22 protein-coding genes are annotated in these 21,579 nt (G+C 68.1%); 8 read left to right on the top strand and 14 right to left on the bottom strand.

Going from position 1 to position 21,579, the window contains the following annotated elements; genetic code table 11:
• Window positions 1–3: 3 nt before the first annotated feature.
• Both EV649_RS29815 and EV649_RS29810 read right to left on the bottom strand, forming a co-directional pair.
• On the bottom strand, window positions 4–792 hold the full coding sequence (locus EV649_RS29815; RefSeq protein ID WP_130386923.1) for an ABC transporter ATP-binding protein: 789 nt from the start codon (window positions 790–792) through the stop codon (window positions 4–6).
• A gap of 16 nt (window positions 793–808) precedes the next feature.
• The gene (locus EV649_RS29810; protein WP_130386922.1) at window positions 809–1,675 is read right to left on the bottom strand and encodes an ABC transporter permease; all 867 of its coding nucleotides are present in this window, start codon (window positions 1,673–1,675) and stop codon (window positions 809–811) included.
• Window positions 1,676–2,824: 1,149 nt separating this feature from the next.
• Here EV649_RS29810 and EV649_RS29805 point away from each other — a divergent pair.
• Window positions 2,825–3,814: a helix-turn-helix domain-containing protein gene (locus EV649_RS29805; protein WP_130386921.1), complete on the top strand. Its 990-nt coding sequence runs from the start codon at window positions 2,825–2,827 to the stop codon at window positions 3,812–3,814.
• A gap of 6 nt (window positions 3,815–3,820) precedes the next feature.
• Here the strand turns inward: EV649_RS29805 and EV649_RS29800 are convergent, their stop codons facing one another.
• Both EV649_RS29800 and EV649_RS29795 read right to left on the bottom strand, forming a co-directional pair.
• Window positions 3,821–4,930 (bottom strand): aspartate-semialdehyde dehydrogenase, encoded by a 1,110-nt coding sequence (locus tag EV649_RS29800; RefSeq protein WP_347233157.1) that lies wholly within the window; start codon window positions 4,928–4,930, stop codon window positions 3,821–3,823.
• A 5-nt stretch (window positions 4,931–4,935) separates the two neighbouring features.
• Window positions 4,936–6,204 (bottom strand): aspartate kinase, encoded by a 1,269-nt coding sequence (locus tag EV649_RS29795; protein ID WP_130386920.1) that lies wholly within the window; start codon window positions 6,202–6,204, stop codon window positions 4,936–4,938.
• A 161-nt stretch (window positions 6,205–6,365) separates the two neighbouring features.
• Between EV649_RS29795 and EV649_RS29790 the strand changes: the two genes are divergently transcribed.
• Together EV649_RS29790 and EV649_RS29785 are read left to right on the top strand one after the other, a co-directional pair.
• Entirely contained in the window at window positions 6,366–6,686 is a 321-nt protein-coding gene (locus EV649_RS29790) for a metalloregulator ArsR/SmtB family transcription factor (RefSeq protein WP_130386919.1), read from the top strand.
• A gap of 31 nt (window positions 6,687–6,717) precedes the next feature.
• Window positions 6,718–7,305: a dihydrofolate reductase family protein gene (locus EV649_RS29785; protein ID WP_130386918.1), complete on the top strand. Its 588-nt coding sequence runs from the start codon at window positions 6,718–6,720 to the stop codon at window positions 7,303–7,305.
• Here EV649_RS29785 and EV649_RS29780 read toward each other — a convergent pair.
• On the bottom strand, window positions 7,188–8,420 hold the full coding sequence (locus EV649_RS29780) for an MFS transporter (RefSeq protein ID WP_241998808.1): 1,233 nt from the start codon (window positions 8,418–8,420) through the stop codon (window positions 7,188–7,190). The two genes, EV649_RS29785 and EV649_RS29780, sit on opposite strands and share 118 nt — an antisense overlap.
• Window positions 8,421–8,501: 81 nt before the next feature.
• Between EV649_RS29780 and dinB the strand changes: the two genes are divergently transcribed.
• Window positions 8,502–9,704, top strand: coding sequence for a DNA polymerase IV (gene dinB, locus EV649_RS29775; RefSeq protein WP_130386916.1), 1,203 nt, complete (start codon window positions 8,502–8,504; stop codon window positions 9,702–9,704).
• On the opposite strand, the gene EV649_RS29770 is transcribed toward dinB, so the two are convergent.
• From EV649_RS29770 to EV649_RS29740, 7 genes are all read right to left on the bottom strand, one after another.
• Window positions 9,701–10,348, bottom strand: coding sequence for a hypothetical protein (locus tag EV649_RS29770; protein ID WP_130386915.1), 648 nt, complete (start codon window positions 10,346–10,348; stop codon window positions 9,701–9,703). The two genes, dinB and EV649_RS29770, sit on opposite strands and share 4 nt — an antisense overlap.
• Window positions 10,349–10,352: 4 nt before the next feature.
• Window positions 10,353–10,997 carry a DUF5063 domain-containing protein gene (locus tag EV649_RS29765; protein WP_130386914.1) on the bottom strand — a complete coding sequence of 215 codons (645 nt, stop codon included), beginning with the start codon at window positions 10,995–10,997 and terminating at the stop codon, window positions 10,353–10,355.
• The gene (recR, locus tag EV649_RS29760) at window positions 10,990–11,589 is read right to left on the bottom strand and encodes a recombination mediator RecR (RefSeq protein WP_130386913.1); all 600 of its coding nucleotides are present in this window, start codon (window positions 11,587–11,589) and stop codon (window positions 10,990–10,992) included. Before recR ends, EV649_RS29765 begins: the two co-directional genes overlap by 8 nt.
• 1 nt (window position 11,590) lies before the next feature.
• Window positions 11,591–12,121 carry a YbaB/EbfC family nucleoid-associated protein gene (locus EV649_RS42070; protein WP_130386912.1) on the bottom strand — a complete coding sequence of 177 codons (531 nt, stop codon included), beginning with the start codon at window positions 12,119–12,121 and terminating at the stop codon, window positions 11,591–11,593.
• A 197-nt stretch (window positions 12,122–12,318) separates the two neighbouring features.
• Window positions 12,319–12,747 (bottom strand): SRPBCC family protein, encoded by a 429-nt coding sequence (locus EV649_RS29750; RefSeq protein ID WP_130386911.1) that lies wholly within the window; start codon window positions 12,745–12,747, stop codon window positions 12,319–12,321.
• A gap of 49 nt (window positions 12,748–12,796) precedes the next feature.
• Complete coding sequence (locus EV649_RS29745) at window positions 12,797–13,525, bottom strand: Crp/Fnr family transcriptional regulator (protein WP_198682761.1); 729 nt, start codon at window positions 13,523–13,525, stop codon at window positions 12,797–12,799.
• A 91-nt stretch (window positions 13,526–13,616) separates the two neighbouring features.
• Window positions 13,617–16,298: a DNA polymerase III subunit gamma and tau gene (locus tag EV649_RS29740; RefSeq protein ID WP_130386909.1), complete on the bottom strand. Its 2,682-nt coding sequence runs from the start codon at window positions 16,296–16,298 to the stop codon at window positions 13,617–13,619.
• A gap of 70 nt (window positions 16,299–16,368) precedes the next feature.
• Between EV649_RS29740 and EV649_RS29735 the strand changes: the two genes are divergently transcribed.
• A complete protein-coding gene (locus tag EV649_RS29735; RefSeq protein WP_130386908.1) occupies window positions 16,369–17,184 on the top strand; it encodes an aminoglycoside 6-adenylyltransferase in 816 nt (271 codons plus the stop codon).
• 7 nt (window positions 17,185–17,191) lie between these two features.
• On the opposite strand, the gene EV649_RS29730 is transcribed toward EV649_RS29735, so the two are convergent.
• Window positions 17,192–18,817, bottom strand: a complete 1,626-nt coding sequence (locus EV649_RS29730; protein WP_241998806.1) for a long-chain fatty acid--CoA ligase — start codon at window positions 18,815–18,817, stop codon at window positions 17,192–17,194.
• 163 nt (window positions 18,818–18,980) lie between these two features.
• Between EV649_RS29730 and EV649_RS29725 the strand changes: the two genes are divergently transcribed.
• The 3 genes from EV649_RS29725 to EV649_RS29715 are packed head-to-tail and all read left to right on the top strand — an operon-like array spanning window position 18,981 to window position 20,738.
• On the top strand, window positions 18,981–19,457 hold the full coding sequence (locus EV649_RS29725; protein WP_130386907.1) for a MarR family transcriptional regulator: 477 nt from the start codon (window positions 18,981–18,983) through the stop codon (window positions 19,455–19,457).
• A gap of 2 nt (window positions 19,458–19,459) precedes the next feature.
• Window positions 19,460–19,864: an SRPBCC family protein gene (locus tag EV649_RS29720; RefSeq protein WP_130386906.1), complete on the top strand. Its 405-nt coding sequence runs from the start codon at window positions 19,460–19,462 to the stop codon at window positions 19,862–19,864.
• Between the two features lie 25 nt (window positions 19,865–19,889).
• Window positions 19,890–20,738, top strand: coding sequence for an alpha/beta hydrolase (locus EV649_RS29715; protein WP_130386905.1), 849 nt, complete (start codon window positions 19,890–19,892; stop codon window positions 20,736–20,738).
• Here the strand turns inward: EV649_RS29715 and nadE are convergent.
• Entirely contained in the window at window positions 20,731–21,549 is an 819-nt protein-coding gene (gene nadE, locus EV649_RS29710; RefSeq protein ID WP_130386904.1) for an ammonia-dependent NAD(+) synthetase, read from the bottom strand. The two genes, EV649_RS29715 and nadE, sit on opposite strands and share 8 nt — an antisense overlap.
• Between the last annotated feature and the right edge of the window lie 30 nt (window positions 21,550–21,579).

Genomic DNA, 21,579 nt, shown 5'->3' with positions numbered 1-21,579 from the left:
TGGTCAGAGGTCCTCGAGTGAGACAGCTTCTGCTTCGCCGACCTGCAGGAACTTCGTGTAGGCCTGGATGACCTCGTTCGGCTCGCCGCGCATCATCAGCTTGCCCTTGTGCAACCAGATGCAGTCGTTGCACAGCTCGCGGACGCTGCTCATCGCGTGGCTGACCAGGAACATCGTCCGGCTGTTGGTGACCAGTTCCGACATCTTGGCCGCGGCCTTGGTCTTGAACGACGCGTCACCGGCGGACAGCGCCTCGTCGATCAGCAGGATGTCCGGATCCATGTGCACCGCGACGGAGAACGCCAGCCGGCTGAACATGCCGGACGAGTACGTCCGCATCGGCATCTCCATGAAGTCGCCGAGCTCGGCGAACTCCGCGATCTCCTCGTACCGGGCCTCGATCTCCTTGCGGCTCAGGCCCGCCGCGAGTCCACCGAGGACCACGTTCTCCTTGCCGGACAGAGCGGCGTTGAAGCCGACGCCCAGCGACAGCAGGGTGGAGACCCGGCCGTGCACCTCGATCCGGCCCGAGGTCGGCGGCAGGATGCCGGCGACCGCGCGCATCAGCGTCGACTTGCCGGCGCCGTTCGCGCCGATGATGCCGATCGTGGTCCCGTGGTTGACGTCGAACGAGACGTTCTGGACGGCCTTGACCTCACGGACCGCCCGCTCGCCGCGGCCGAACCGCACCAGGGCGCTCTTGAACGTCGGCACCCGCTCGAACGTGGTCCGGTACGTGATGGACACGTCCTGCACCTTGACGGCCGGAATGTCCGAAGGGCTCTTCTGCATCGGCTTCTTCTCAGTGTCAGAGACGGACAACGAACTCACGCTCCCTCGACATGAAGAACAGCGAGCCGATCACGAAGGCGACGATCGCCCAGAACCCACCGCCGGCCCACATCTGCCACTTCGGGATGTCGCCGCGGACCAGCAGGTCCGCCCAGCCGCCGATCAGGGGGTACAGCGGGTTGTACTGGATGAAGCCCTTGAACTTCGCCGGCGCCTGCTCGGCGAACCACAGGACCGGTGACAGGTACAGCCAGATCCGCACGAAGTACGGCAGGAAGCTGGTCGTGTCGCGGAAGTACACCTGTAGGGCCGCGAAGATCATCCCCATGCCGGCGGCGAACACCGTCAGCATGATCAGGAACGCCGGGGCCAGCAGCATCGCCCAGTGCAGGCGCTGCCGCATCGCGAGGTGGATGACCAGATAGACGACCAAGGTCGGCAGGAAGCGGAAGAACGCGGTCCGAACCGCCGACAGCGGCAGCAACATCCGCGGGAACGACTGGTTCATCAGCAGCTTGCCGCCGCCGACGACGCTGGCCGCGCCCGCTGTCATGGCACCCGAGAAGTAGTAAAAGGCGAAGAGGCCGCCGCACATGTGCGCGAACCGCTCGCCGGCATCGATCTTGGAACTCCCACCGGCGATGATGTCGACCAGTAGGTAGTAGACCGCTGCCAGGAGCAGTGGGTTCAGCACCAGCCACACCTGGCCGAAGAAGGTGTTCGTGTTCGCGGCCCGGATGTTGGTCCGGGACATCTCCGCTGCGAACTCCCGCCGCTGCCACAGCGCCTTGAAGTACGGGCGCAGTGCCGGCAGACCGACCTTGTGTGGTTCGTACACGTGCACCGACGGGTTGAACTCCTCGTCGACGCTAGTCGCGTTCATTCAGGCGATGCCTCTCTCTGCCGGAAAGTTGGATCCACGATGGCCGACGCAGACCGGGAAGCAGAGTAGCGGATCGACACGGACGCCGACGACACAGCGGTCCTCCTTAGTGAGCAACGACGTACGGACGGCTACCAAACGTCGTACCCCGCTGCATCCACAACACCTGCGTCGTCCCTCGCCGATCGTTATCCGGAATATACATTTGACAGCCGGGGACGACCAAAACGCCTTCCAGCCAAGTCAAATCGCGGTCAATTCACGAAGTACGACGCTACCCCGCCGTGCGAAGTTGGAGTGACCTGTCACACCGGCCGCGTGACCAGAGGGGTCAGCGGGCACGGATGTTATGAGCGGGACCCCAGGAAGTGCGTCCTGGCCGGGGCGTGCCGGGCGGCGGACGTGACACGCAACACCACATCCGCGCGCCCCATGGACAGCCTCACCATCCACGGAGCACCCTTCAGCACCCCCTGGGGTTCCACCGTCGATCCGGGAGCACGTCCGCAGTGGGCGGTAGCGGACAGCCGCGCCGGATCGGGCAGCACGATGACCAGGGCGGCGGTCATCGCGCCTCGCGTCCGTCCCCAGAGGTGCTGCGTTCGCCGGCAGGTGCGCGCAGCAGGTGTGGGGACGGACCGGAGACCGCAGGAGGACAACGCCTGCCGGGATCCCTGCAGGGACCCGCGGGCGCTGGGGACGGCAGCACCGGTACGGTCGGCGGCAAAGGGCGGAACCGGTCGCATCGGGCACTCCTCCTCATCGGCCTCACGATTGGAGATGCCACATTTTGTACACCCTCCAGCACAGCCAGTGATGGCACGGAAGTGCGAGGGCACCGATGCGCCGGGATCGAGACCCAACCGAAACAGGCTCCGCTGACGAGACAGCCAACTCGGGCCAGAATTGGAACAGCAGCCCGGCGGCGCTCAGGTGGTCCGTCGCCGGGCTGCTGGACCTCAATTCTCGCTCACGACTGCGCGGAAATGGTGGCCAGATGGTGACACGGCACAACAATGCTGACAGGACAACAAATATCGCTGCGTGCATTTGGGTCGACACGTTCAGTGCCGACGGCTCTGGATCGCCCCGTCTAGGCTGGAGGGGCGGTAGCGGACGGTGACAGCAGCCGGAAGGGAGGGGAGCGTAGTGAGCACAACGGACACGGAGCGTGTCGGCCACTTGAAGGTGCTCGGGCTCAACGACGACGAGATCAAGGTCTACCAGCATCTGCTGCGGACCGGCCCGTCGTCGATCACCGAACTGGGCGAGGCGGTCCCCGACCGCGAGCGCTCGATCGACGCCACCCTGGGCGGCCTGGTGCAGGCCGGGCTGGCCAGGCGATCCGGTTCGGACCACTCGCGCTATCTGCCGGTGCCGCCGGACGCGGGCCTGGAGGCGATGACGCTGCGTCGCGAGTCCGAGCTGAAGCAGGCCCGGATCGAGGTCCTGAACGCGTACGACGAGTTCCGCCGGACCGTGCACAACGAGTCCACGACACACCTGATCGAGGTCGTCACCGGCAGCGCGATCGTCGAGCGGATCCACCAGATCAAGAGCGGTGTACAGCGCGAGATCCTGGCCATCGACTCCCCGCCGTACTACATCGGCGGACCGAACCAGGAGGAGATCGACCAGCTCCGCCGCGGCGTCTCCTACCGGGTCGTGTACTCGCCGGAATCGGTCGAGGTGCCGGGGTACCTGACCGAGAACATCCTTCCCTGTGTGGAGGCCGGTGAGCAGGCGCGGGTGTTACCCGACGTACCGGCGAAGCTGACGATCATCGACGGCGCGATCGCGTTCGTGTCGATGTCCGCGCGCGACACCGACGTGAACCGGTCGCTGCTGATCATCCGGCCGAGCAGCCTGCTGTCCGCGCTGATCGGGATGTTCGAGCTGTGCTGGCGCAACGCGCTGCCACTGCACGCGTCGGTGGGCGCCGAGGACGACCGCCTGGAGCCGATCGAGCGTCGCCTGCTGGCGTTGCTGGCGACCGGCGCCGCGGACGACACCATCGCCCGCACGCTCGGTATCAGCCGCCGGACGTTCTTCCGCTACCTGGAGCGCCTGATGAACCGCACCGGCGCCAGCACCCGCTTCCAGCTCGCCCTGCACGCGGCCCGGGAGAACTGGTTGTAGACCCGCTCAGGCCGTTGTCAGGTCTGCGGCGGGGATGAACTCCTTGGCGACGACCTCGGCGATCTGGGCGGTGTTCAGCGCGGCGCCCTTGCGGAGGTTGTCGCCGCACACGAACAGCTCCAGGGCGTTCGGGTCGTCGAGCGACTTGCGGATCCGGCCGACCCAGGTCGGGTCGGTGCCGACCACGTCGGCCGGCGTCGGGAACTCACCCTCGGCCGGGTTGTCGAAGAGCAGCACGCCGGGAGCGTCCCGCAGTACCTCGCGGGCGCCGTCGGCGTCGACCTCCTGGACGAACCGGGCGTGCACCGACAGCGAGTGCGTGGTGACGACCGGGACCCGCACACAGGTCGCGGACACCTTGAGGTCCGGCAGGCCGAGGATCTTGCGGGACTCGTTGCGGACCTTCAGCTCCTCCGACGACCAGCCGTCGTCCTTGAGCGAGCCGGCCCACGGTACGACGTTCAGCGCCAGCGGGGCGGGGAACGGGCCGAGGTCGTTGCCGACCACGCGCCGTACGTCACCCGGCGTGCTTCCCAGCTCGCGGTTGCCGGCCACCTTGGTGAGCTGGTCGTACAACGCGTCGATCCCGGACTGCCCGGCACCCGACGCGGCCTGGTACGACGCGACCACCAGCTGCTCGAGCTCGTAGCGGTGGTGCAGGGCGCCCATCGCGACGATCATCGACAGCGTCGTGCAGTTCGGGTTGGAGATGATGCCCTTCGGCCGGTTCCGCGCAGCCTCGGCGTTCACCTCCGGGACCACCAGCGGCACGTCCGGGTCCATCCGGAAGGCGCCGGAGTTGTCCACCACGACGGCGCCCTTGGCGGCCGCGATCGGCGCCCAGTGCGCCGACACCTCGTCCGGTACGTCGAACATCGCCACGTCGATGCCGTCGAAGGCCTGCTCGCTGATCGCGACGACCTCGACCTCCTCGCCGCGGACCTTGAGCCGCTTGCCCGCGGAGCGCTCGGAGGCGATCAGCCGGATCTCTCCCCAGACGTTCTGCCTGGTCGAGAGCAAGGTCAGCATCACCGTCCCGACGGCGCCGGTCGCACCGACCACCGCCAGGGAGGGCAGACCCGTCCGGTCCTCGATCGTGTTCTCCACAGCGCTCACAGGGGTCACCGTCCCGTTCCTCCGTACACGACAGCAGAGGTGTGCTCGTCGTCCAGATCGAATGCGGTGTGCGCCGCGGTCACGGCAGCATCCACCAGGTTCTCGTCCACGACCACCGAGATCCGGATCTCCGAGGTGGAGATCATCTCGATGTTCACGCCGGCGTCGGCGAGCGCGGAGAAGAACTTCGCGGAAACGCCCGGGTGCGAGCGCATTCCGACCCCGACGACGGAGACCTTTCCGATCTGGTCGTCGTACAGCAACTGCTCGTAGCCGACCTCGTCCTTCATCCGCGCCAGCGCGGACATCGCCCGGGCGCCGTCGGAGCGGGGCAGCGTGAACGAGATGTCGGTGCGGTTCGTGGCGACCGCCGACACGTTCTGCACGATCATGTCGATGTTGGTGTCGGCACCGGCGACCGTCTCGAAGATCCGGGCCGCCTCACCCGGCTTGTCGGGCACGCCGACCACCGTGATCTTGGCCTCGCCGCGGTCCTGCACGACGCCGGAGATGATCGCCTGTTCCATCTGATCCAGTTCCTTCGCATCGACGACCCAGGTGCCTTCCTTCTGCGAGAAGGAGGAACGCACATGGACGGGGACGTTGTAACGCCGCGCGTACTCGACGCAGCGCAGGTGCAGCACCTTGGCGCCGCAGGCAGCCATCTCGAGCATCTCCTCGTAGGAGATCTTCGGGATCTGCTGGGCGGCCGGCACGATCCGCGGGTCCGCGGTGAAGATGCCGTCCACGTCGGTGTAGATCTCGCAGTAGTCGGCCTCCAGCGCGGCGGCCAGCGCGACCGCGGTGGTGTCGGAGGCGCCGCGGCCCATCGTGGTGATGTCCTTGGTGTCCTGGGCGACGCCCTGGAAACCGGCCACGATCGCGATGTGGCCCTCGCCGAGCGCGTCCTCGATCCGGCCCGGCGTGATGTCGATGATGCGCGCGTTGCCGTGCGCGGCGGTCGTGATCACGCCGGCCTGCGAGCCGGTGAAGCTCCGGGCTTCGTAGCCCAGGTTCGCGATCGCCATCGCCAGCAGCGCGGCGGAGATCCGCTCACCCGAGGTGAGCAGCATGTCCAGCTCGCGCGGCGGGGGCAGCGGAGAGACCTGCTGGGCCAGGTCCATCAGTTCGTCGGTGGTGTCGCCCATGGCGGAGATGACCACCACGACGTCGTTCCCGGCCTTCTTTGTCGCGACGATCCGTTGGGCCACGCGCTTGATGCAATCGGCGTCGGCGACCGAAGAACCGCCGTACTTGTGTACGACGCGTCCCACAGTGTTTCTCCTCAAACCACTGGTTGCGGTACGCCGTGCGGCGTTGCACCAGGCGTAGTCGTTCGGTTCATTCTAGCCGTGACCTGACCGTTGCCTACCGGCTGACCAGCAACCGGTCAGCCGCACTTGTCCATATAAGTCATCGCTGAAATACTGTACCGGTGCACGCGTTCGACATTCTCGGCGACCCGGTCCGGCGCCGGATCCTGGAGCTGCTCGCCGACGGCGAACTGCCGGCCGGCAGTATCGCCGGCACCATCGGCGCGGAGTTCGGCATCAGCCAGCCGGCCGTGTCGCAGCACCTGCGAGTGCTGCGTGACAACGGGTTCGCGACCGTGACCGTCGACGGCACGCGGAGGCTGTACGCCGTCGATCCCGAGCCACTGCGGGAGATCGACAGCTGGCTGGACCAGTACCGCAAGTTCTGGACCAACCGGCTCGACGCCCTGGAGACAGAGCTGCATCGCGGCCGCCGGTCATAACCTTCGAGGCATTACCTGCATCTCAGTTGGTATGCGGAACATCGTGGCCAGGTTGTGCATGTCCGAGGACGGCATCGTCGAGCGGCCGGAGCAATGGCTCGCGCGACCGGCGATCGGGCAACTGATACCCGAGAACGGCACCGTGCTGTGGGGCCGGCGCACGTTCGAGCGGTACGCCGGTTCACTCGAGGGTCTCGAACACACCCGGAACCTCGTGGTCGGATCCCGGCCCATCGTCGCGCGCCCCGGCACGGAGATGCTGCAGGGCGACACCCGCCGGGTGCTGTCCGCCCTCAAGGCGGTGCCCGGTGACGACCTGCGCGTGATCGGCAGCCTCACGCTGGTCCGCTCGCTGCTGCGGTGGCGCCTGCTCGACGAGATCTCCCTGCTCATCCACCCGGTCGCCGCGGGTCGCGGCATGCTCCTGGACCGGCGGCACCTGCAACTGATCTCGATGTGTGCCCGCGACGGCGGCGTACTGGAGGCGAACTACCGCGTGCGCTACGCGGCGACCGCTGCGCCGTCGACGGCGCTGGTGTCGAGCGGCCGGTGGGGCGGAACCCGGAGCAGGGACAGGGTCGCGAGCACGGTGAGGCCCGCGGTCAGGACCCACGCGTAGCGAACGCCGAACGCCTCGACCACCGCGCCGGCGACGGCGGATCCGATGGCTGAGCCAACCATTCCACCGCTCTGCGCCCACCCGAAGATCTCGGTGTGCGCGGAGCTCGGGGTGAGCGCGCCGATGCGTTCGTAGAGCGCCGCGACCGTCGGAGCGATCATGCAGCCGGCGGCGAACATCCCGATCGCCAACGCAACCACCGACGACGTCACGAAGATGCAGGCGGCGACCAGTCCGGCGAACAACAGCATCCGCCGCCAGACGGCCGACGTACGTCCGCCGGGCAGGGCCCCGTTGATCACACCGCCGGTCACGCTGCCGACCGCTGCGACCGTCTCGAGAATGCCGGCGATCAGCCGGTTGCCGTGCTCGTCCGCGACAGCGACCATGCCGAGTGACATCGACGCAGCCTTCTGCTCAGCAGCCACCTCAGCCATCACCAGACACGCCCAGGCGAGCAAGATCGGCGTACGGTGCGGATGGAACACCAGTTGCCAGGCAGTGGGACGCGGACCAGCCTCTTCGTCATGCGGTACGCCGGACTGCTGGCTCAGACCGAACCACCAGATCGCTGCCGCCGCCGTGACCGCACAGGCCAGCAGACCGGCCCGTGGACTCGCGAAACTGACCATGACCGCGCCGAGCATCGGGCCGAAGACGAACAGCAGCTCCTGTGCTGTGGCGTCCAGTGAGTAGACCGCACGGAGGCGGGAGCCGTGCACGATCCGCGGCCAGTTGGCGCGCAGGGCGGACGTGACGGGCGCGACGAACACACCAGCCAGCGCGGCCGCGATCGGGAGCAGCCGGTACCAGCTGTACGGCAGCAGAGCGAGCACTGCCATCCAGACGCCCCAGGCCATCCCAGTGCCGATCACTACCTTGCGAGCGCCCTTACGGTCAGCCATCCGTGACCAGACGACGCTCGCAACCGCCGTACCGACGGAGTAGGCGCCTGCGACCACACCGGCCCAGCCGAAGTTGCCGGCCGCGTCCTTGGCCAGGAACGCCAGCGGGACCATCGTCGCCAGCACCGGCAACCGCGCGATCAAGGCCGAGGCGAGCAGCGCCATCACGCCTTGGGTCTTCCAGAGATCGCGGTACGCCGTCAGGTCCATAAGGATCATTCTTTCCTGACATCGATGTCCGCCGCGTCGGGAATTCTCCCTATCTCAATTGTCCACGGTTTATGCGAACATATGTTCGTGCCCGAACTGCAGGCGGCGACCATCCTGCATGCCGACCTCGACGCCTTCTACGCGTCGGTCGAGCAGCGCGATGACCCACGCCTGCGCGGCCGGCCGGTGATCGTGGGCGCCGGCGTGGTGCTCGCCTGCAGCTACGAGGCCAAGGCGTTCGGCGTGCGGACGGCGATGAACGGCGGGCAGGCGATGCGTCGGTGCCCGGGCGCGATCGTGGTCGAGCCGCGGATGTCGGCGTATTCCGAGGCCAGCAAGGCGGTGTTCAAGGTCTTCGAGGACACCACGCCGCTGGTCGAGGGGCTCTCGATCGACGAGGCGTTCCTGGATGTGGCCGGCCTACGGAAGATCCGCGGTGCGCCGGTGGAGATCGCGCGACGTCTGCGCGCCGAGGTGCTGTCGCGGGTCGGGCTGCCGATCACGGTCGGGGTGGCGCGGACGAAGTTCCTGGCGAAGGTGGCGAGCGGTGTCGCGAAGCCGGACGGCCTCCTCGAGGTCGCGCCGGACCGGGAGCTGGAGTTCCTGCACCCATTGGATGTTTCGCGGTTGTGGGGCGTCGGTGAGGTGACCGCGGAGAAGCTGCGGAATCGCGGGCTGACCAGGGTGGGCGATGTCGCGATGCTGCCCGAGGCGGCGCTGGTCGCGATGCTCGGCCGGGCCTCCGGGCGGCATCTGCACGCCCTCGCGCACAACCGGGACCCTCGTCCGATCGAGGTGGGCCGACGGCGCCGGTCGATCGGATCGCAACGGGCATTGGGACGTTCGCCGAAGTCGCCGGCCACGCTGGACGCCGTACTCGCAGGTCTCGTCGACCGCGTCAGCCGCCGGATGCGATCCGCGGGCCGCTCGGGCCGGACGGTGACGTTGCGGCTGCGCTTCGACGACTTCACCCGCGCCACCCGCTCCCACACGTTGCCCCAGGCAACAGATCAGACGCGCGCGATCCTGATCACCGCCCGCGCGCTGCTCCGCGCGGCCAACCCGCTGATCACTACCCAAGGCCTCACGATGATCGGCATCTCGGTCGGCAACCTGGAGAACGAGGCAGCGCTCCAGTTGGCGCTCCCCTTCGACAAGGCTGCCAACAACGAGCTCGACTCCGCTCTCGACCAGGTCAAGGACAAGTTCGGCACCAACGCCATCACCCGAGGCATCCTCCTCGGCAAGTCCCAGGGCCTGGAGATGCCCATGCTCCCGGACTAACTGCGCGGGTAACCGATCTCGGCGATGGATTCCTTGAGATCGGCCAAGCGGCGCTGGCGATTGAGCGACGTGACGACGTACTCCGTCAGCGGCATCAACGCGTACACGTGCCGAACGGCGTCGAGATCCAGCGCTTGTTCGTAGTAGTCCTCGGCGAACGTCAGGTAGGCCTCGGGCCGACCGTCCGCGACCAGTTCGAACAACCGGTCCGCTCCGTCCGCGTCGGCGTTCTCCACCGGGCCACAACGCCAGGCTGTGTCTTCCGTCGTACGCCAGAAGCACACCGTCGCTCGCGGCGCTTCATCCCAGAACGCCTTGTCGTCCCGCTGGGCGTGGAACACCTCGGGTACGCCGTCCAGCAGCCCGGGCCAGGGCTTCATCCCATTGACGTACGGCGACATCGACGACTCGTGATCGAACCCGTATGCGAACGCCCCGTCCGGCGAGAACACGATCGAGTACTCGTTCCCCGACCCGTCCCGCATCAGGGCAGCTTCCTCGGTCCCGGACCAGCGCGCGTCGAACTCGTAGTACCTGGTCGACGCGTCGTCGTTCAGCACCAGATCGAGCACCGCGAGCGCACGACTCACCCGCCGTACGACGGCCGGCTCGGGCAACCGCCGTACGAGTTCGAGAACAGACATCGCGTCAGCGGCGCTGGACGGCCTCTTCGGCGACCTCGACGAGCTCGCGGTCGGTCGCCTCGGTCTCCGGGTCGTGCGCCGGCTCCAGCCGGTCGTGCGCGATCAGCGACTGGATGGCCCGCAGTACGGCGCTCGCAGCAGCACCCCACGTGGACACGTACGAGAACTGCCACCACCACAGCGCCTCGGTGACCCGGCCTTCCTCGTAGTGCGCGAGGCCGTGCACCAGGTCGGTCGCGATCGCGGTGAGGTCGTCGGAGAGCCGGTTGACGGTGATCTCCGGCGGAGCGGCGTACGGATCGAAGACCTCCGCATACTCGTCCAGGCCCTCGAACAGCACCGCGAGCCGGTCCCGCATCGCGTCCAGGTCGGGGTCCGGGCCGGCGTCGCTCTCGAAGCGCTCCTCCGGCACGAAGTCCTCGAACGCGCCGAGCCGGCCGCCGGCGAGCAGCAACTGGCTCACCTCGAGCAGCAGGTACGGCAGCGAGGCGAGGCCCTCGTCGACCCCGTCCTCGTCCGGCTGCGCGGCGATGTCCCGCACCGAGATCAGGAAGCTCCGGACCTGGTCGGCGATCTGCTCGGCGAACTCCTCGAGATCCTCGGAGTCCGTGCTCAGCGCCAGCTCTGCAATATCTGTTGGTTCAGTCATCGATTGATCGTCGCCCTTCAAACGCCCGTCCGAGGGTCACCTCGTCGGCGTACTCGAGGTCACCGCCTACTGGAAGTCCACTAGCCAATCGGGTGACGCGCAACCCCATGGGCCGCAGCAGGCGGCTCAAGTACGTCGCGGTCGCCTCTCCTTCGAGGTTCGGATCGGTGGCCAGAATGATCTCGGTCACCTCACCGCTCGCCAGCCGCTGCATGAGTTCCTTGATCCGCAGCTCGTCCGGCCCGATGCCCTCGATCGGCGAGATCGCCCCGCCGAGCACGTGGTACCGGCCGCGGAATTCGCGGGTGCGCTCGATCGCGACCACGTCCTTGGCCTCCTCGACCACACAGATCAGGCTCAGGTCGCGGCGCGGGTCCCGGCAGATCCGGCACTGCGTCTCCTCGGAGACGTTGCCGCAGATCTCGCAGAACTTGACCCTCTCCTTCACCTGCACGAGCACGTGCGCGAGCCGCCGTACGTCGGTCTCGTCGGCCGCGAGCAGGTGGAACGCGATCCGCTGCGCGGACTTCGGACCCACACCGGGCAACCGCCCCAGCTCGTCGATGAGATCCTGAACGGCCCCCTCGTACACGTCAGCCCGGGTTCTGGCCGGGCTCGCCGGCCGGATTCCCCGGGTTCACGAACCCGACGTTGCCGCGGTTGTCGTCACGCTTGCCTTGGTCGGGGTCGTCAGCCGGCTCGGCCGCCTCGACCGCGGGCGGAGTGCCGGGCAGGCCGAAACCTGCCGGGGACGCCGGGGCGTCACCGCCGAAGCCGGGGAAGCCGCCGTCACCGCCGAACGCGCCGCCCAGCCCACCGGCCAGCGGTCCCATCGCGGCGGCCGCAGCCTGCTTGGCGTTCTCCGAGGCGTCCCGCACCGCGGCGACGATCAGGTCGGCCAGCGTCTCGGTGTCGTCCGGATCGACGGCCTCTTTCTTGATGTTCAGGCTGAGAAGCTCGCCCGTGCCGGACACCAGAGCGGTCACCAGACCGCCACCGGCGGATCCTTCGATCTCCTGACCCTCCAGGTCGGCCTGCGCTTCCATCAACTGGTTCTGCATCGCCTGTGCCTGCGCGAGCAGGTTGGACATGTCGAAGCCCCCAGCACCGCCACCGTCGAACACTGCGATCTCCTCGTTCCAACCGCTCGTGACTACCCCGGGCCTCAACACTAGCCGGTCCCGCTGACAACCCCACCCGCACCCAGAAACCGACCGGTCTCCCCAGTTTGTCCACAGGCCTGTGGACAGGTTCTTCCACACGCCTGTGAATCCTGTGGATACCCTCCGCAATCGATCCCCACCCGCTGTGGACTTCCCCCTCAGGCGCGTTCGAGGATCTCCTGGAGTACTGCGAGGTTGGCCGCGACCGCGGACTTGATCCGACGGACCGCGATGGGCGCCAACAGCGCCAGGTGGCGCGGCGGCTCCAGCTCGATGGTGTTGGTCAGGGTCGTCGCATTCCCCTCGGGACGGAGCGTGTAGCTGATCCGCGCAGGCATTGAGCTCAGCGTTCCGCTGAGGCTGAGCCCCAGGTCGGGCTCGAACTCGGTCACTTCCAGGGTTTCCTCGGCGTGGGCCGGGATGGTCCGGGTCTGCAGGTAACGCGAGCCGACGCCGACCGGCCCGCTGGTGACCTTCCGGGTCTCACCGATCGCATAGTTCCACCGCGGCACGTTCTCGAGATCGGCCAGGTACTCGAACACCGCGGCCGGTGGCCGATCGATCGTGATCGTGTTGGTGAACTGCATGTGATCTCCTCAACTGGCGATCGGCACGATCGCTTCGTGGCCGAGAGAGTCAGTCTTTCGCCGTCGGTCTCCGCATGTCTGTGACTTTTGTCGTCGGCTCGGTCGGGTTCCACGACTGGTCGTACACGCCCGCGGCGTCGAGGATCTGGATCCGGTCCGGCGCGGTCGCGACCAAGCCGGCCAGTCGAAGGTCTCGCAGGACACGAGCCACCACCTCGCGGGCCGAACCGACGGCATCGGCGAGGTCCTGCTGAGACACCCGAGCGACGAGGTCGCCGTGGGGACGCTGCTGTGCCGACGCCAGATCCAGCAGGTGACCGGCAACCCGCTGCCGGACGGTGCCGAACGTGTTGATCGCCGTCTGTTGAAGACTCTCGTACAGCCGTCGGCCGAGTTCTTCGGCCAAGGCCCAGGCGACTTTGCTGTCGTTGTGCGCGGCGGCAGTCAACGTGGCAGCGTCGATCCGGAACAACGTGCAATCAGAGAGCGTCTGCGCGCCGACGTCCGCAGGCCCCGCGACCAACACCGCGATTCCGAGCACGTCACGGTCCCGCGCGTACCGCACCGTCACCTGCCGTCCCTGGGGTGAGGCCATGTAGACGCGCAGCAACCCGTGGACAACCAGCAGCGCCTTCGGAGCCGACCCCTCCCGGTAGATCGTGGTGCCTGCCGGGTATTCGGCGGAGTCTCCGGTCGCGAGTAACTGCCTCACCACCTCGGGCGGCAGCTTCCCGAGGAAGCTACCCGCCAGCGCTTCTACGACGTCCGCATCGGTCACGAGCCCAGCATCCGCCACGAACCCGCGCGTACGAGTCGCGCAGCACCGTCGTGGCTCTCGCGGCGGCCAGTTGTGGTGTCTCGGCTGAGGTTCAGTTGGGTTCTTCGGTGATGATCTGGGCTCCGAGGGTTTCTCGGAGGAGGTCCGTGTGCGAACGGGAGTCCTCTTCCAGCACGACGTCGTCCTCGCCGATCGAGTCGGCTTCCTCTTCGGGAGTCAGCTGCACCTCAGGAGCAGCCGTAGCCGCAGAAGCCGCCTGCCGCGCCTGCTCAGCAGCAACCGCCGCCTCAGCCGCCCGACGCTTACTCCCCGCCTCTCGCCGCTCCGCCACAGACTGCTGCACCGGCTGAGCCGACTGCTGCCGCGCAGGCCGAGCCGCCGGCCCGTCCTCCCAAGGGTCTTCCGGCGGTACGTCGTACTCAGAATCAGGCGGCTCCTGCAAAGCAACCGCACCCGGCGAGCTACCCGCGCCCGCAGGGCCCGCAACAACCGCCGCCCCAGAACCAGCGCCGCCCGCACCTGAATCGCCGGCGCCGGGACTGCTCATGCTGAGTCCGCCTGCACCCGGTCCGCCTGCACCTGGACCGCTCGTGGCTGCTCCGCCTGGCTCGGCTGCAGGGCTGCCGGGACCAGCAACTCCAGGGCCGCCGGAGCCTGCTGCGCCACCGGGCTGCGGGCTGGAACCGCCCGAATGACCAGGTCCGCCGGACTGCGGACTGGGCCGCCCGGCCGAGCCGCCCCCCGCACCCGGGTCAGTCGACGGGTCGACGACTGCCTCGACTCGGCGGTCGACGCCAATAGTGTCGATCATCGCCTGGCGAAGAATCTCGTCGCTTCCGGACCGCGCAAAGCTCTCCCGAGCACCAGCATTCACCAGGCCAAGCGTCAGAGTCTGATCGTCAATCGCGATCACCTGAGCGTTCTGACTCAGCATGATCCAAGCGAACCGCCGCTGCGCCTTCACAGCCTCCAAAACCTCAGGCCACAACCGCCGAATGTCCCCCAACCCCACAGCCCCAACCCCACCAGCAGCCGCCCCAGCACCCGACCCAGCCTGACCCGACTGCGGAGGCTGGACGACCTGCGCAGGTGGACTGGACGGTGGCTGCGAGCTGGACTGTGCAGGTGAACTGGACTGCGCAGATGGTTCGTCGCCCCAGGCCCCCGTACGCGCCCCGCCACCAGAGCCCTGCGCCGCGGGGCCAGCACTGACACCAGACCGCTTGACCTCGTCGCCACCGACCCCAGCACCGGACGCAGCCCCAGCAGATGCGTCACCACCGGACGGCTCTGCACCACCGGCCTGCCCCGCACCGCCAGCACCCTCCGAACCGCCGCCAGCCCCATCGCTCGCACCGGCCGTGCTACCCGGAGCGGCTGCGGCGTCTGGGCTGGCTGGGGTGGGCGTCGCGGTGGGTGGGTCCGTGGGGGCTGGGCGGTTGCCTGCGGTTGCGGCAGCGCGGGCGGCTGCTCTGCTGGTGGCGGCAGCGCCCGGCGTACCAGCAGGTGCCTGAGCGGAGTCCGGCGTACCTGCAGGTGCCTGAGCGGAGTCCGGCGTACCTGCGCTGACTGCTGCAGCGTCTGGCGCACCGCCTCCGGGGACTCCGATCGTGAGGCGGCGTTCCATGCGGTCGAGGCGGGCTTGGATGCCGTTCGTGGAGTCGTCGGCGCCGGGGAGGAGCACCTTGGCGCAGATCAGCTCGAGCTGCAGGCGAGGTGCGGTCGCCCCGCGCATGTCCAGCAAACCCTCCGCGACGATGTCCGCCGCCCGCGTCAGCTCCGCCGGGCCGATCCCAGCGGCCTGCGTCTGCAGTCGCTCCGCCTGGTCCTCGGCGGCCTCGATCAGGCCGGTGGTCACAGCCGTCGGTACGGCGGACAGGATGACGAGGTCCCGCAGACGCCGCAGCAGGTCCTCGGCGAAGCGCTTCGGGTCCTGACCGGTCTCGATGACCTTCTCGATCGTCTCGAACACCGCCGCGCTGTCATGCGCCGCGAACCCGTCCACACACGCGTCGAGCAGCGAGTCGGGCGTGAACCCGAGCAGCGCGACCGCCAGCGCGTACGTCACGCCGTCCGGCCCGGCGCCACCGATCAACTGGTCGAGCACGCTCAGCGAGTCACGCACCGACCCGGCGCCTGCCCGCACGACCAGCGGCAACGCGGCCGGCTCGATCGACACGCCCTCCGACTCGCAGAGCGTCGCCATGTACTCGGCGAGCACCTTCGGCGGCACCAGGCGGAAGGGGTAGTGGTGCGTCCGCGACCGAATGGTCCCGATCACCTTGTCGGGCTCGGTGGTGGCGAAGATGAACTTGAGGTGCGGCGGCGGCTCCTCGACCAGCTTGAGCAGGGCGTTGAAGCCCTGCGTGGTCACCATGTGCGCCTCGTCGATGATGTAGATCTTGTAGCGGCTCTCGACCGGCGCGAAGAACGCCCGCTCCCGCAGGTCACGGGCGTCGTCGACGCCACCGTGCGACGCCGCGTCGATCTCGATCACGTCGATGCTGCCGGGCCCGCCGCGCGCCAGGTCGGTGCACGACTTGCACACCCCGCACGGCTCGGCGATCGGTCCTTTCTCACAGTTGATCGCCCGGGCGAGGATCCGCGCGCTGGTGGTCTTTCCACACCCGCGCGGCCCGGAGAACAGGTAGGCGTGATTCACCCGGTTGTTGCTCAGCGCGTTCCGCAGCGGCGCGGTGACATGGTCCTGCCCGATCACTTGCGCGAACGTGTCCGGGCGGTACCGGCGGTACAAGGCAAGGGGCGCTTCCACGCCCGCCACCCTAGCGCCGCCCGCGGACAATTCCCCGCCCCCGCCCTGGTGAGCGTCCTAGGGTGGTCCGGTGACGACTGGGGATGAGCGGCAGCAGGCGGTGATCACCCGCGCGGGAGAGGTACTGCGCGCCGACGAGCGGGTGCTGGGGGTGTACCTGATCGGCAGTTACGCGACAGGCGCCGCCGACCGCTTCAGCGATGTCGACGTACATCTGGTGGTGACGGACGACAGCACCGAGTGGTTCAGAGAGCACTGGGACGACGTACTGCGGGAGCTCGCCGGGCCGACCGTGCTGGCGGAGCGGCTGCCGGGGATGATCGGCGGGCTCGGGATCACGGCCGATTGGTTGCACGTCGATCTGATCGTGCATCCGCTCACGTCGTTCGACCGGTTCCAGTACGACGGCGTACGGGTGCTGTTCGACCGGGACGGGGCCCTGTTCCCAGAGGGCGATCTCGCGCCGAAGGGCGGCAAGCCCGGGGAACCGTACTGGCCCGCCACCAACGTGAACCTCTTCTTCTACTTCCTCGGAAATTTGGTCACGGTCCTCGGACGCGACGAGCGGATCGTCGGCAACCAGGGCATCGGCGTCGTACGCGACCAACTCGTCGCGCTCATGCTCGCCGAACGCGGCGTACGTCGAAACAGCGGAGTCAAGCGCCTGAACGCGTTCCTGTCCGACGAGCAACGCGCCACCCTGGAGTCCATCCCGGCGGCCGGCACCGACCTCGCCGACATCATTGCGGCGAACCAGTACATCTGCCGCCAGTTCGTCACCCGCGGCACGGCCCTCGCCAAACGAACCGGCGGCGAGTGGCCTCAAGAGTTCGTGGACGTAACCCTCGCGCACCTCCAGAACTACTTCCACGTCAGCTTCGACTGACCGTCCCTTACTTCAAGTGGTAGTTGGCGAAGCGGCTGCGGAGATCCTTCTTCGAGAACTTGCCGACTGACGTCTTCGGAACCTCGTCGATGAACTCGACCGCATCGGGGAGCCACCATTTCGCCACCAACGGCTGCAGGTACTCCAGGATCTCCTCGCCCGTCGCACTCGCGCCCTCCTGGAGGACGACACAGGCGAGCGGCCGCTCGTCCCACTTCGGATGCGGTACGCCGATCACCGCGGCCTCCTTCACCGCGGGATGCGCCATCAACAGGTTCTCCAGCTCGACAGAGCTGATCCACTCGCCGCCGGACTTCACCAGGTCCTTCGTGCGGTCAACGATCCGCACCGACCCGTACTGATCGATGGCGGCGACGTCCCCCGTCTTCATCCACCCGTCCTCGGTGTTCAGCTGCACCCCGTCGTCCGGCCGGTAGTACTCGGCGGCGATCCACGGCCCACGCACCTGCAGCTCGCCCGTCACGTCGTCGTCCCACGGCAACGGCGTGATCGAACCAGGCTCCACGATCCGCACCTCGACACCCGGCAACGGCAGACCTGCCCGCGCCCGCAGATGCGCCTGCTCCTCCTCCGGAAGGTCCTTGTTCCGCGCGGCAACGTGCGCCGCCGTCGCCACCGGGCTCGTCTCCGTCATCCCCCACGCCTGCAGGATCGGCCGGCCCAACTTCGCACGGAACGCCTCCGACAGCGCCTCCGGTACGGCGGACCCACCGCACGGGATCCTCCGCAGCTTCGGCAACTCCACCCCGTCGAGCAGCGGCAGCAACCCCTGCCAGATCGTTGGTACGCCCGCCGACAGCGTGACCTCCTGCTCCTGGAGCAGCTTGAGAATCCCCTTCGGGCTCATGTCCGGGCCGGGGAACACCAGCGAGGCGCCGGCCATGGGCGCCGCGTGCGCCAGGCCCCAGGCGTTCGCGTGGAACATCGGCACGACCGGCATCACGGTGTCAGTCTCGTCGAGCCCGATCCCGGCGTTGGTCAGGACGCCGATCGAATGCAGCCAGGTGGATCGGTGCGAGTAGACGACGCCCTTCGGGTTTCCCGTCGTACCGCTCGTGTAACACATCGCGGCGGCCTGGTTCTCGTCCTCGACGTGGAACTCCACCGGCTCGGCCGCGGCGACCAGTTCCTCGTAGTCGTGGAACCGCGGGTCGTCCGGGATCTCCGCCGCCGGCGCCCCCGCCGGCAGGTCGTCCATCACGACGACATGGCGAACCTCCGGCAGCCGCTCCAGCAACGGCAGGAACAACCCCAGCAGTGACTTGTCGACGAACACGACCTCGTCCTCGGCGTGGTTCGCGATGTAAACGACCTGGTCGGGGAAGAGTCTGATGTTCAGCGTGTGCAGCACCCGGCCGGTGCAGGGCGCGGCGAAGTACAGCTCGAGGTGACGCCCCGAGTTCCACGCGAAAGTCGCGACGCGGCCGTCAGGGCTGATCCCGAGCGTGTCCAGCACCCCGCCCAGGCGTCTGGTCCGGTCCGCCCACTCGCCGTACGTCACCTTCGTCGGCGCCGGACCGCCTGTGTAGACGGTCTTGTCCGGGTAGAACTGCTCCGCCCGCCGGAAGATCGTGTCCAGGGACAGCTGGTAACTCTGCATCAGACCCTTCATGCAGACACTGTGCCAGCCGCGATGTCACCTTGACCATGACCTCAACCGGACTTTCTCCGGAACTCATCCGGAACCCATCCAGAACTGTCGCCTCAGGCAACAGTCGGCGAGACACTCACGGCCAACAGATGACATGACACACGTGTCGTGTAATATATCTGCCATGAAGGTTGTCGAGGAGCTTCGTTATCTCGTGCTGGCGATCCAGCGTGAGGGCAACCGCCTGCTCGCGGCGGAGCTGCGGCCGCTCGGCATCACGCCTTCCCAGGCAGAGGTTCTGCGCGTGCTCCGCGACCACGGCCCACTGACGCTGAACGCTCTCGGCGGGCTGCTCGTGTGCGAGACCGGCAACAGTCCGAGCCGTCTCGTCGACCGGCTCGTCGCGCAGGGTCTGGTCAAACGCGGCATCGACAAGATCGACCGGCGTTATCTCGCGCTCAGCCTGACTCCGCAGGGCCGCGCGCTGCACCGCCGCATCATCACCGCGGAGAACCGGCTGCACCGCACCATGGACGACCGTCTCGCCGGCCAGGCGCTCGACGAGACGATCTCGACCCTTCGTTCGCTCGCCGACGCCTTCCCGACCGGGGCTGCCCTGGCCCGCCGTCGGGGTCCCGCACTCGCCCACCAGGAGAACTAGTCATGGAAAAGGCCACCGAGACCATCCACGCCGGCCAGGCGACGATCCGGCAGGTGCTGCTGGACGCCCTGGGCCTGCCGGAGTGGAACGAGGCGTTCATCGCCATCGACGGCCCCCGCGAGACGAACCCGGGGACCCGCTATGCGCTCCGCGTGCGTCCAGGCTTCTCTGGCGAACTGCAGTACACCGTGGTCGAGGTGGACCGCGTCGAGATCGTCTGGCAGGTCCCCGGCTTCCGCGAGGTCGGTACGTGGACCATCGGGGCGGACAGCCTCGTCACCCACACGTTCGAGCAGTCCGGCCCGCTCGCGAACGTCCTCCGCCCGGCCTACCGCAACATCGCCACCATCCGCCTGGCCCGCCTCGCCAACCGCGTCCGCCAGCTACAGCTCGCCCATACCGCCTGAACCAGACGCGCACTACGCTCCGCTCATGCTGACGGAGGTTCGCGACACCAGGCTGTACGTTGACCAGCGCGGCCGCACAGACGCGCCGCCACTGCTCTTCGTCCACGGCGGCCCCGGTGCGGGCTCGTACGACTTCATGGCGTTCCAAGGCGACCGGCTCGCCGGCGACTTCCATCTGATCGGCGTCGACCAGCGCGGTGTGCAGCGGTCCGACGCACTCACCGGTCCGGTCGACGAACAGGACCTGATCGCCGACTTCGAAGCGCTACGCGAGCAACTCGGCATCGAGCAGTGGTCACTGCTTGGTCATTCGTACGGCGGCCGCCTGGCGCTCCGGTACGCCGTCGCGCACCCGGACTCGATCACCCGGGTCGTCTTCGAGAACCCCGCCTGGGACATGGCGCTCGCCACCGAGAACCTCGTCCGCGCCGCACTGCCACTTCTCCCGGGAGCCGAGCTCCCGCCACACACCGGTCCGGCAACCAAGCAAATGTGGGACGAGCGGATCGCACTGCTCGGCCAGCTCGGCGACAAGCGCATGGGGATGTACCTCGGGCCGGACTCCCAGGACCTGCGACTGCCCGCCGACACCGAGCTCCCCGACGAGTACCACGAGCGCTCGGGCCATTTCTCCGGCGAGATCACCAAGTCAGCCAGCTTCGTCGAGCCCGTCTTGCAGTATCTCGGTCAGCTGACCCAGCCGGCGCTCCTGATCAAGGGCGAGCACGACCCGGCCACCAGCCCGCGGGAGATCGAGCTGTTCCGTTCCGACGTACCGGACGGCACCTATTACTACGCGAGCGGCGCCGGGCACTTCCTGCACGCCGAGCAGGCGGACCTCTTCGCCCGGCTGGTGACCGAGTTCCTCAGCTGAAGGCGAGGGGGACGGCTCGTTTGTGGGCCGTACGGCGGTGCGTGGCGATGATCGTGCTCGCGGCCTTCTCGTCCACGTCGCGGCCCTCGAGGAAGTCGTCGATCTCGTCGTACGTCACGCCCAGGACCGCCTCGTCCGGGACGCCCGGGTTGTTCGTCTCCAGGTCCGCGGTCGGCACCTTGCCGGTGATGTCCGGTGACGCACCGAGCCACTCGCCGACCGCGCGGACGCGGCGCTTGGAGAGCCCGGACAGCGGCGTCAGGTCGCACGCGCCGTCGCCGTACTTGGTGAAGAAGCCCATCACGGCCTCCGCCGCGTGGTCCGTGCCGACCACCAGACCGCTGCGGGCGCCGGCCACGAGGTACTGCGCGACCATGCGCTGACGAGCCTTGATGTTGCCGACGTGGAAGTCCTCACGGTCGCCCAGGCCGGAGTGCCGCACCGCCTCGACCATGGCGTCGGTGGCCGGCTTCACGTCGACCACCAGGGTCTCGTCGGGCTTGATGAACTCGAGCGAGCGCTGGGCGTCCGCCTCGTCGGCCTGCACGCCGTACGGCAGCCGCATCGCGACGAACGTCGCCTGACCGCCCTCCGACCGGACCCGCTCGACCGCGAGCTGGCAAAGTCGGCCGGCCGTGGCGGAGTCGACGCCGCCGCTGATCCCGAGCACGTACGCCGTCGCGCCGCTCCGCCGGAGTCGGTCCGCGAGGAACTCGACCCGCTGCTCGACCTCGTTGCCCACGTCGAACGTCGCGGGCACACCGAGCTCCGCAATGATCAGTTCCTGCAGGTAACGGCTCTCGGGGTTCATCGCACTCCTCTGTCTCGGGAGGACCAAGCC

It is taken from the genome of Kribbella sp. VKM Ac-2569, from assembly GCF_004216905.1.
Lineage (GTDB): Bacteria > Actinomycetota > Actinomycetes > Propionibacteriales > Kribbellaceae > Kribbella.
The sequence above is the reverse complement of the archived record's forward strand: the minus strand, read 5'-3'. Positions and strand labels throughout refer to the sequence as shown.